This window comes from Curtobacterium pusillum, assembly GCF_013359865.1.
Classification (GTDB): Bacteria; Actinomycetota; Actinomycetes; order Actinomycetales; family Microbacteriaceae; genus Curtobacterium; species Curtobacterium pusillum.
The window spans coordinates 42978-53161 of the sequence record NZ_JABMCE010000078.1 but is presented as its reverse complement, the minus strand read 5'-3'; the positions used below and the strand labels follow the sequence as shown (position 1 = coordinate 53161).

At 72.8% G+C, this 10184-nt stretch carries 10 protein-coding genes; 2 read left to right on the top strand and 8 right to left on the bottom strand.

Annotated elements, in window-relative coordinates; genetic code table 11:
* A partial coding sequence (locus HP507_RS10545) for an aminotransferase-like domain-containing protein (protein WP_175351746.1) occupies window positions 1–1162 on the top strand: 1162 nt, incomplete at its 5' end.
* Window positions 1163–1195: 33 nt separating this feature from the next.
* On the opposite strand, the gene HP507_RS10540 is transcribed toward HP507_RS10545, so the two are convergent.
* Window positions 1196–1360, bottom strand: a complete 165-nt coding sequence (locus tag HP507_RS10540; protein WP_175351745.1) for a hypothetical protein — start codon at window positions 1358–1360, stop codon at window positions 1196–1198.
* Between the two features lie 162 nt (window positions 1361–1522).
* Window positions 1523–2281, bottom strand: a complete 759-nt coding sequence (locus HP507_RS10535) for an SDR family NAD(P)-dependent oxidoreductase (protein WP_175351744.1) — start codon at window positions 2279–2281, stop codon at window positions 1523–1525.
* Between the two features lie 81 nt (window positions 2282–2362).
* Between HP507_RS10535 and HP507_RS10530 the strand changes: the two genes are divergently transcribed.
* Window positions 2363–3973 carry a D-apionate lactonase family protein gene (locus HP507_RS10530; protein WP_175351743.1) on the top strand — a complete coding sequence of 537 codons (1611 nt, stop codon included), beginning with the start codon at window positions 2363–2365 and terminating at the stop codon, window positions 3971–3973.
* Here the strand turns inward: HP507_RS10530 and HP507_RS10525 are convergent.
* From HP507_RS10525 to HP507_RS10500, 6 genes are read right to left on the bottom strand one after another with little or no spacing between them, the layout of a single operon-like run.
* A complete protein-coding gene (locus tag HP507_RS10525) occupies window positions 3963–4880 on the bottom strand; it encodes a phosphogluconate dehydrogenase C-terminal domain-containing protein (protein ID WP_175351742.1) in 918 nt (305 codons plus the stop codon). The two genes, HP507_RS10530 and HP507_RS10525, sit on opposite strands and share 11 nt — an antisense overlap.
* Entirely contained in the window at window positions 4877–5722 is an 846-nt protein-coding gene (locus tag HP507_RS10520) for a sugar phosphate isomerase/epimerase family protein (protein ID WP_175351741.1), read from the bottom strand. The genes HP507_RS10525 and HP507_RS10520 overlap by 4 nt, the downstream gene beginning before the upstream one ends.
* Window positions 5719–6519, bottom strand: a complete 801-nt coding sequence (locus HP507_RS10515) for a triose-phosphate isomerase family protein (RefSeq protein WP_175351740.1) — start codon at window positions 6517–6519, stop codon at window positions 5719–5721. The genes HP507_RS10520 and HP507_RS10515 overlap by 4 nt, the downstream gene beginning before the upstream one ends.
* The gene (locus tag HP507_RS10510; RefSeq protein ID WP_175351739.1) at window positions 6519–7004 is read right to left on the bottom strand and encodes a ribose-5-phosphate isomerase; all 486 of its coding nucleotides are present in this window, start codon (window positions 7002–7004) and stop codon (window positions 6519–6521) included. The genes HP507_RS10515 and HP507_RS10510 overlap by 1 nt, the downstream gene beginning before the upstream one ends.
* Window positions 6997–8733, bottom strand: coding sequence for a dihydroxyacetone kinase family protein (locus HP507_RS10505; protein ID WP_175351738.1), 1737 nt, complete (start codon window positions 8731–8733; stop codon window positions 6997–6999). Before HP507_RS10505 ends, HP507_RS10510 begins: the two co-directional genes overlap by 8 nt.
* Window positions 8730–10109, bottom strand: coding sequence for an MFS transporter (locus tag HP507_RS10500; protein WP_175351737.1), 1380 nt, complete (start codon window positions 10107–10109; stop codon window positions 8730–8732). Before HP507_RS10500 ends, HP507_RS10505 begins: the two co-directional genes overlap by 4 nt.
* Between the last annotated feature and the right edge of the window lie 75 nt (window positions 10110–10184).

Below are 10184 nucleotides of genomic sequence, written 5' to 3'. Positions count from 1 at the left end.
GCCCTCGCCCGGGCCGGGGTCCGGGTCCGGGGCCGGGACCGGGGTCGGGGCCGGGTCGATGCCGGGGACCGCGATCCTCGACTGCCGTCCGGGCATCCCCGCGGTCACCGCGATCGCCGGGAAGGACTGGCGGGCCGCCTGGCGCGCGGCCGCCGACGCTCCGCTGCGGAACGCCCTGTCGGACCCCCTCGGCCGGCCCGACCTCCGCGCGGGGATCGCCGCGCAACTCGGTCTCAGCCGCGGCTTCGCACCCGACGTCGCACGCGTGCTCGTGGTGGGCGGGACCTCCGAGGCGCTGTCGCTCGTCGTGGAGGGGCTCCGGAACCACCTCGGCCGAGCCCCGCGCATCGCCGTCGAGGACCCGGGCTACCGCTCCGGACGTCGCGCGATGACGAGCGCCGGTGCCGTCCTCGTCGGCGTCCCGGTCGACGAGGACGGGCTCGACGTCGACGCGCTGGCCTCCGCCGGGCCCGTCGATGCGGTCGTGCTCACCCCCACCCACCAGTACCCGCTCGGCTCGGTGATGCCGGTCGCCCGACGACACCGGTTGCTCGAGTGGGCGGCCGGCACCGGGACCGCGGTCGTGGAGGACGACTACGACTCGGAGTTCCGGCACCGCGGCGCACCGGTCCCGGCCCTCGCGGCGCTCGACACCTCCGGCGTCGTCCTGCACGTCGGCGGGTTCTCGAAGACCCTCGACCCGCGGCTCCGGTGCGGCTACGTGGTGCTCCCGGCCGGTGCTGTGCCGGACGCGGTCGTGGCCGCCCGGTCGGCACGGGGCCCCGTGGTCGCCGAGCCGGTTCAGGTCGCGCTCGCGCACCTCCTCCGGTCCGGTGCGCTCCGGCGCCACCTCGGACGGGTGCGACGGGACTACACGCACCGGCGCGAGCGGATCGCGGCGCGCCTCGGCGGGGTGCCGGGCCTGGAGGCGCGGGCCCTGAACGGCGGTCTGCACGCCGTGGTCACGTGGTCGGGCCCGGCGACCGCACGGGCGGTGGTGGCCCGGACGGCAGCGGCCGGTGTCCTCGTCAGCGCACTCGAGGAGTACGAGGTCGCCCCGGGCAGCGCTCCGCCCGGCGTCGTGCTGGGGTACGGCGCGCTGACGCTGCCACAGCTCGACCGCGCGCTGGATGCGCTGCTCGGGGCACTGGGCGTCGGGTGACGGTCGGGTCAGGGATCGGGCTCGTTGTCCCGCTCACGACCGCTCGGGAGCTCCCGAGCCCCGGTCGCCCACGAGGTCGGCGAGCGACGGTTCCGCCTCGACGGGCACGGCCCAGCCGCGGCGTGTCGCCCGACGCAGGTGGCGGTACGTGACCACCCGGACCGGCTGGACGTCGTCGTTCGACTCGTAACTGCTCATGTCGCGCTCCCTGGTCGACCCCCGGCTCCCTGGGCGAGACGGTACGCGCGAGGCAGAGCCGGGCGCGGGTGGGCCGCCCAGCCCGCGCAATGCGGATCAGGGCGGCGGCACTGGGCGCGCTCCTCGCCGCACGCGAGTCGTCCTGACGGACCCGCACCGCGCCTACAGGCTCGTCATGCCGCCGTCCACGCGGAACACCGCGCCCGTCGCGTACGACGACTCGTCGCTGGCGAGGTACACCATGATCCCGGTGACGTCGTCCGGCGTGCCCGGACGACCGAGGGGCGTCCGCGAGACGATCGCCGCTCGGGAGGCCGGGTCGCCCGAGATCGTCGACACGAGCGACGTCTCGGTGTAGCCCGGCACGACCGTGTTCACCCGGATCCCGTCCCGCGCGTACGCCATCGCGGTCGCACGGACGAGCGCGTGGATGCCGCCCTTCGTCGACGAGTAGGCCGCGAAGTCCGCGCCCTCGCCGTTCAGTCCGGTCGGGGATCCCGTCGCGATGATGGATCCTCCGCCGGCCGGGAGCATCGCGCGGACGGCGTGCTTCACGGTGAGGAACGTGCCGGTGAGGTTGACCGCGACCGTCCGGTTCCAGGTCTCGAGCGACACGTCCGCGACCCGGGCGTCGTGCCCGAACAGCTGGACGCCCGCGTTCGCGACGACCACGTTCGGGGTGTCGCCCTGGTCGGCGAGTACGGCGTACCCGGCCTCGACGCTGCCCTCGTCGGCGATGTCCATCGTGAGTGCGACCCCACCGGGACCCGCGGCACCCGCCGCATCGGCTGCGGCACGGGCATCGCGGTCCGCGTAGACGACGCGGGCGCCCTCCTCGACGAACCGGTCGGCGATCGCGCGCCCGATCCCCGATCCGGCCCCGGTCACCAGGGCTGTCTTGCCGGTCAGTCGTGCGGTCATGGGGGCGCTCCGTCCTCGGAGCACCAGCGCTCCACGACCCATCATTGCGCAACCGGTTGACCGACTGGTAGCAAAGAGTCCGTGACCGACGACGAGGTGTGGGAACGACCGACGGGCGAGCCCGAGGACGAGACGGTCGTCGCGGGACCGTGGCGGCTCACGCTGCGCGCGACCGAACTGGCCGACATCAGCCACCGCGGCGTCCCGCTGCTCCGTGCCGTGCGGTTCGTGACGCGTGACCACGACTGGCGCACCGCCGACGACACCCTGATCCGGCGGACGGTGGAGGTCGACGAGGACGTCCCGACCGCGCACGTCCGCATCGAGGCGGCGAGCGGCTACGACGGCACCGAGGTGCTGCGGTACGTGCTCGACGTGTCCATCGACGCGACGACGGTGCTCGTGGACGCGGTCGGCACCACCACCTCCGCCTTCCGCCGCAACCGCATCGGCCTGGTGGTCCTGCACCCGCCGACCCTCGCGGGTCTGCCGTTCACGGTCCGGCACCCGTTCACCGGACCGACCCGGCACGCCTTCCCGACGTGGATCGCCCCGCACCAGCCCGCGACGGACGTCGACGGGTACGAGTGGACGGTCGACGGCATCGACGTCGACGTCAGCCTGGGTGGGGACGTCTTCGAGATGGAGGACCAGCGCAACTGGACGGACGCCTCCTACAAGACGTACTCCACCCCGCTGTCCCAGCCGTTCCCCGTCGCGCTCGACGCGGGAACCGAGGTGCACCAGTCGGTCGCGCTGCAGGCGGGGCCGTCCGGCACGACCGGGTCTGGAGGCACGGCCTCCCCCGTCACCGACCTCGCCTCGCTCGACGGTCCGGCCTCCACCGCCGTGGTCGGCCCGCCGCCGACGCTGCAGCTCCTCGCCGGGACGGCTCCGGCCGCTGCGCGTCCGGGCGATGCCGCGCTGCTGCGGGGCGTGCCGGTCCTGGTCGAGCCGGTGCTCGAGGATCCGGACGCCGCTGCCGTGCTCGCGTCCGCTCGGCGGGACGCGGGCGGCGCTCCGCTCGACGTCCGGTTCGTCACCGACGATCCGCACCTGCTGCGGGCCGCCGTCGACGCCGTCCTCCGCTCCGGGCCGGTGGTCCGGATCGGCGCGTGCCACCCGGCGACGCACGTGACGACCGTGGAGCTGCAGCGGGCGCTCCGCGACGCGGCGCGTTCCCACGGCGGGCTCGAGGTGGTCGCGGGCACCCGGGCGCACTTCACCGAGCTGAACCGGACGATCGACCTGTTCGGCGACTGGGACGGGCCGCTGACGTTCAGCGTGACGCCGCAGATGCACGACCGGTCGCGTGCCCAGGTGACCGAGTCGCTGCGGATGCAGCGCTGGGTGGTGAGCAGCGCCTCCAGGCTGGCCGCCGGCAGGCCACTCCACGTCGGACCGGTGACCCTGCGTCCGCGGTTCAACGCGGTGGCGACGACGCCACCTCGGGTCGTGGCGGACGCGACCGTCGCCGGCGGCCACGGGCCGGAGTTCGTGCCGGACGCGACCGACCCGGCGCAGCACTCAGCGGCAGCGGGCGACTGGTTCGCCGCGTCCGTGGTGGCGCTGACCGTGCCGGGCGTGGTGTCGATCACCCTCGCGGAAGCGTGGGGGCCGCGGGGCGTGGTGTCCTCGGACGGGACACACTCCCCCGCGGCCCGGGTGGTGGAACGCTCGATCAGCGCTTGACGGCGTCGATCTTCAGCATCTTGGCGATGACCGAGTCGAGCTCGCTGTCGTCGAAGACCTGCTTCCAGTCCTCCTTGATGAGCTTCTCGCGGCCGTAGCCCATCGCGATGTGGCAGGCGTCCGAGAACGGGTTCGAACCGCGGAGGCCGTTCGTCAGCGCGATCCAGGTGTGGCCGTGGAGCATGGCACGGGCGGCCTCACGGGGCACCCCGACGCCGGTGACGGTCTCCTCGAGGGCGTCGTTGAGGAAGTCGCCGATCATGCAGGCGATGGTCTCGACGAGGGTCGGCTCGAGGACGGCCAGCTGCTTCACCGTGACCCAGTGCACCTGGATGACGGGCGCGTACATCGTCGTGATGACCGACTCGGCGATCGCCTTCGCGGCGTCGCCTTCGTCACCGAGCGACTCGGAGGCGTCGAACGCGGCGATGACCTCCTGCGGGGCGGCGATGCCACCGAAGGTGTCGTCCCACTCCTCCTTGCTGGTGCGCTCGAGGAACACCGACGGGTGGCACGGGTGGGCGACGGCGTAGTGGATGTCCTCGCGCTTCTCCAGGAGGCCGGCGTAGGCGGCGGCCGGGTCGAGCGTCAGGATCGAGGCGCCGGACTTCATGACCGGGACGAGCTGCTCGGACACGGTGCCGAGGACGACGTCGGGCACGGCGAGGACGACGACGTCGGCGACCTTGGCGGCCTCGACGCTGTCGGTGAGTTCGCGGCCGAGCTCCTTGATGCGCTCCTGGCCCGCGGGGGAGGCCTCGCTGTAGAGCGTCGTGTACTCGCTCTTCGCGAAGTTGTTCGAGACGCGCGTGCCCATCTTGCCGCCCGCACCGATCACGGCGACGGTGACGTCGGCCGTGCCGGATCCGGCAGCGACGGTGTGGGTGGTGATGGCGGTGTCGGTCATGATTCCTTGCTCCTGATGTACTCGATGGTGTGTTCGGTCCACTCCGCCTCGACGCGGGTGGTGGTCTGTGCGGGCGTCTCGTCGCCCTGCGGCTGCGCCCCGGCGGAGGCGTCCTGCCACGGCAGCCAGAACTCGACGACGCGGTTGATCCCTCGGGCGGCGGGGTCGATGGCGGCGCGGACGGCGTCGTAGTCGAGGATCCCGGTGCCGGTGCGGACGCCGGTGTACTGGAAGCCGACCCAGCCCGGTGACCGGGTGAAGCCGGAGTCCTTCACGTGCCAGTTCCGCGTGTACGGGGCGCACCGTGCGACGACGTCGGCGGGGTGCTCGAGGTTCGCGACGGTGTTCGCCGGGTCGAGGCAGATCCCCAGCGCGGGACTGCCGATGCGTGCCACGACGTCGACGAGCGCGGTGCTCGCCACCACCTCGTAGGTCTCGAGGGCCAGGGTGACCCCGGCCCGCTCGTACGCCGGCAGGGCTGCTCGCAGGCGTTCCTCGGTCTCGGCGGCATCCGGCAGGTCGTCGCCGGCGCTCCACATCGACCGGACGAGCGTCACGCCGAGGTGTTCGGCGATGTGCAGGTACCGGGCGAGGTGTCCCGGGGCCGTGCCACGGGTACCGATCTCGAGCGTCAGCCCGAGTTCGTCCGCGAGTGCCCGGATCTCCGCCAACCGCTCGTCCGAGGCGGTGTCGAGCGGCAGGTGGTCGCAGATCTGGAAGAGGTCGACGCCGTCGTGCGCTGCCGCGTCGCGGAGTGCGTCGTCGAGGGACATCGGCGACGGGACGCGGTCGGACATGCGCCAGAAGTAGGCGTACGTGGAGAGGCCGAGCAGGCTCGTCATGCGCGCGCTCCGCTCTGCTGCAGGGCCTCGGCCTCGTCGAGGATCGTCCGGATCGCCTCGGGGTCGTGGGCGAACCGGCCGAGGAACAACCCGCCGATCCGTCCGCGGCCGCGGGTGAGGAGACCGGGGCCGGCGCTGCCGCCGTAGACGGCGACGCTCCCGGCGAGTGCCGGACGGGCGGCGAGGTGGTGCTCGATGCCGGCGAGGACCTCGAGGATGTGCTCGACGGGCGCGGGCGCCGGGGCGCCGATCGCCCAGACGGGCTCGTACGCGACGAGCACCCGGCCGGCGATGCCGTCCGCGGTCGCGGTGGCGAGGAAGCGGTCGAGCTGTGCGGTCACCTCCGCGACGGCGTCCGCACTGGAGGAACGGGTCTCCTCCCCCACGCAGATGAGCGGGCGCAGGTGGTTGCGGAAGGCGGCGTGGACCTTCCCGGTGATGTCCTCGTCGGTCTCGTGGAACAGGGAGCGTCGTTCGGCGTGGGCGATCTCGACCAGGTCCACGCCGATCTCCGCCAGCTCGCGGCCGGAGACCTCACCCGTGAAGGCGCCCTCGTCGGCCCACGCCAGGTCCTGTGCGCCGAGGAGCACCGGGGTGTCCGCGAGCAGGGCGTGCACCGGCACGAGTGCCGGGAACGTCGGGACCACGAAGAGCTCCACCGCGCCGGAACGCACCGCGGGGTGCGTCCTGGCGAGGTCGGCCACGGCGGCCGCCCACTCGAGCGTCCGGGCGTGACCGAAGTACATCTTGAGCGACACCCCGATCATGAGCGGGGCGGCAGCCGTGGACTCGGACATCAGGCGTCGGTCCCCACCGGCGCGGAGCCGTCGTAGGCGCAGATCGCCGCCACCTTGTCGGCGCTGGCGCTCGTCGGGTCGAAGGTGTACCCGAGCCACTCCTTCGCCATGCGACGGGCGACCTCGACCCCGACGACCCGCTGCCCCATGCAGAGCACCTGGGCGTCGTTCGACAGGATCGACCGCTCCACGCTGAAGGAGTCGTGCGCGGTCACGGCACGGATGCCGGGGACCTTGTTCGCCGCGATCGCGACACCGAGACCGGTCCCGCAGACCATGATCGCCCGGTCCGCCTCACCGGCGGCCACGAGCTTCGCCGCGTCGACGGCGACGTGCGGGTACGCCGTGTGCCCGTCCGCATCCACACCGACATCCACCACGGACGCCACGCGCGGGTCCTTCTCGAGATCGGCCTTGATGATCTCCTTGTAGTCGAACCCGGCGTCGTCGGATCCGACGACGAGACGGAACTGCTGCTCAGCCATGGTGACCTTCCTTGATCGTGTGGAGCGTCGCGAGGACCGCGGCGGTGATGTGTGCGAACGAGATCGCGCCGGCGTCCGGGGTGCCGACGGCGTCCTCGCCGTGGGTGCGGGCGCGACCCATGCGGGGCAGGAGGTCGGCGGTGGCGTCGGCCGCGGCGGTCGCGGCCGCGGAGGCGGCGGACCAGGCGGTGAGCAGGTCGTCGCCGGCCTCGATGCGGGCGCCGAGCACCTCGTCGAACGGGACCAGCGCGTCGACCATCGTCTTGTCCCCCGGCACCGCGCCGAAGGCGAGGACGGCTTCGGCGGCCGCGTGCACCGCGCTCCGGACGGTCGCCGGGTCCGGACGGGACTCGTCCCCGATGACGCGGCCCAGTGCCTCCAGGGCGGCGCCCCAGATCGCACCGGACGTGCCGCCGGCCCGGTCGGACCAGGCGTCCCCGGCGATGGCGAGGACGGTGCCGGCGCCGGCGCCGCGCGCCGCGGCGTCCCGCGCTGCCGTGTCGGCGGCCGTGGAGCCGCGCTGCATGCCGATGCCGTGGTCACCGTCACCGGCGACCGCGTCGATCCGGCCGAGCTCGTCGACGTGGTCGTCGATGGTCGCGCGGATCGAGGCGATCGCCTCGGCGACGACGCGCGCCGACGCCTGCGACTCGGCGGAGCCGGGGGCCACCGGGACCTGCTCGCCGGCGGTGAGGACGTCCTCGGGCAGGCGCTCCTGCGGAACGGCGCCGCCCTTGCGGTGGGCGGGGCTGTCCGCGGGGGCGGCCCAGAGTTCCGCGAGTTCGTCGTCCAGCCAGAACAGCGTGAGGGAGACCCCGGCCATGTCGAAGCTCGTGACGAGTTCGCCGACCTCGGGCTCCACGACGACGGCACCGGCGTCGGTGAGCAGGCGCTGCACGGCGGAGTACACGACGAAGAGCTCCTCGTACTTGACGCTCCCCAGGCCGTTGAGGATCGGGACGACCCGGGCCCCGTCCACGTCGACGCCGTCCGGCAGCTCCGTCAGCAGCTTGTCCACCAGGAGGGCTGCGAGCTCGGACGCGCTGGGCACGTCGGTCTCCTCGATGCCCCGCTCGCCGTGGATGCCCATGCCGATCGCCATGCGACCCTCGGGCACGGTGAACAGCGGCTCGTCGGCGCCGGGCAGGGAGCAGCCGGAGAACGCGACACCGAAGCTCCGGGTTCGGTCGTTGGCGCGCTCGGCGACGGCGGTGACCTCGCCGAGGGTCCGGCCCTGCTCGGCAGCCGCGCCCGCGACCTTGAAGACGCAGAGGTCACCGGCGATGCCGCGACGCTTGTGCACCTCGGTGGCCGGTGCCGATGCGACGTCGTCGGTCACGCGGACCGTGCGGACCTCGATGCCCGCCTCGGTCAGCGCGCGGGCGGCGGCGTCGAAGTTCAGGACGTCGCCGGCGTAGTTGCCGTAGGACAGGAGCACCCCGCCGCCGTGCTCGGACGCCTTCGCGACCGCGGTGACCTGCTGCGCGCTGGGGCTGGCGAAGAGGTTGCCCATCGCGGCGCCGGCGGCGAGGCCGTGGCCGACGAGTCCGCCGAAGGCCGGGTAGTGGCCGGAGCCACCGCCGATCACGAGCGCGACGGTGCCCGCGGGACTGCTGGTGGAGCGGGCGACGCCGCCGTGCACCTTCCGCACCCGGGAGCGGTTCGCCGCGACGAAGCCGTCGACCATCTCGTCCGCGAAGTCCGCGGGATCGTTGAACAGGCGGGTCACGCGATCGTCTCCTGGGCGGTGAGGGCGGCTTCGGCGGCGGCCGTCTCGCCGCGCTTGGTGTTCCGGGCGAGGACGACCATGAGCACGCTCGACAGGACCATGAAGAACCCGACGATGAACATCGGCACCTGGTACCCGCCGGTCCACTCGCTGACGGCGCCGGTGATGTACGGTGCCGCGAAGCCGCCGAGGTTGCCGATCGTGTTGATGAGCGCCACACCGGCCGCCGCCGCGGCACCGGTGAGGAACTGCGTCGGGACGGTCCAGAAGTTGGGCAGCGCGGCGAAGATGGAGCACGCCGTGACCGCGATCACCGCGACCGTGGCGGCCGGGCTGTTCATGTAGAGCGCGACCGGGATGCTGAGGCCGCCGACGAGCGCCGGGACCGCGATGTGCCAGACCTTCACGCCGCGTCGGAAGGCGTCACGCGACCAGAAGTACAGGACGACAGCGGCGGGCACGTACGGGATCGCCGTGATGAGGCCCTTCTGGAACAGGTCGAACGTGGTGCCGAACTGCTCCTGGAAGCCGTCGATGATCGTCGGCAGGAAGAAGCTCAGGGCGTAGAGGCCGTAGATGAAGCCGAAGTAGACCGCCGCGAGCATCCACACCCGACCGGAGCCGAACGCGGCGCGGAGACCGCCCTTGCCGTGCGCGTCGCCGCGCTTCGCCTCGTTCTCGGAGGCCAGGGCACCCTCGAGCCACAGCTTCTCGTCCTCGTCGAGCCACTTGGCCTGGGACGGCTTGTCCTTGAGCACGACGAGGCACAGGATGCCGACGATCATCGCCGGGATCGAGACGCAGAGGAACATGAAGCGCCAGCCGGCCAGACCGCCGAGCAGGCCCTCGTGGGTCATCAGCCAGCCGGCGAGCGGCGAACCGATCACGCTGGTGAGCGGCTGCGCCAGGTAGAACAGTGCGAGCATCTTGCCGCGGTGGCGCGCCGGGACCCAGGTCGACAGGTAGAGGATCGCGCCGGGGAAGAACCCGGCCTCGGCGACGCCGAGCAGGAACCGCAGGCCGACGAGCTGCGGGTAGTCCTGCACCCACGTGAACAGCAGGGACACGATGCCCCACGTGATCATGATGCGCGCGAGCCACACCCGGGCGCCGAACTTGTGGAGCGCCAGGTTGGACGGCACCTCGAGCACGAGGTAGCCGATGAAGAACACGCCCGAAGCGAACCCGAACTGGGCGGCGGTCAGGCCGAGGTCGGTCTCCATGCCGTTCGGGGCGGCGAAGGAGATCGCGGTGCGGTCCAGGAAGTTGATGAAGAACATCAGCGCCACGAAGGGCACGATGCGGATCGCGATCTTGCGGATGGCCGTCTTCTCGACGACCGAGGTGGGGATGCCTCGCGTGGCGGGGATGTCCACGATGACTCCTGCTCGGTGGGGTGGGGCCTCCTCGTCGGCTGCTGCGCCGGGACGGGGAGTGGGCGCATCGGTGCG

Excerpts from the sequence above, each read along its gene's own strand:
- HP507_RS10540 (WP_175351745.1), bottom strand. The coding sequence starts at position 1,360 with ATGAGCAGTTACGAGTCGAACGACGACGTCCAGCCGGTCCGGGTGGTC.
- HP507_RS10535 (WP_175351744.1), bottom strand. The coding sequence starts at position 2,281 with ATGACCGCACGACTGACCGGCAAGACAGCCCTGGTGACCGGGGCCGGA.
- HP507_RS10525 (WP_175351742.1), bottom strand. The coding sequence starts at position 4,880 with ATGACCGACACCGCCATCACCACCCACACCGTCGCTGCCGGATCCGGC.
- HP507_RS10520 (WP_175351741.1), bottom strand. The coding sequence starts at position 5,722 with ATGACGAGCCTGCTCGGCCTCTCCACGTACGCCTACTTCTGGCGCATG.
- HP507_RS10515 (WP_175351740.1), bottom strand. The coding sequence starts at position 6,519 with ATGTCCGAGTCCACGGCTGCCGCCCCGCTCATGATCGGGGTGTCGCTC.
- HP507_RS10510 (WP_175351739.1), bottom strand. The coding sequence starts at position 7,004 with ATGGCTGAGCAGCAGTTCCGTCTCGTCGTCGGATCCGACGACGCCGGG.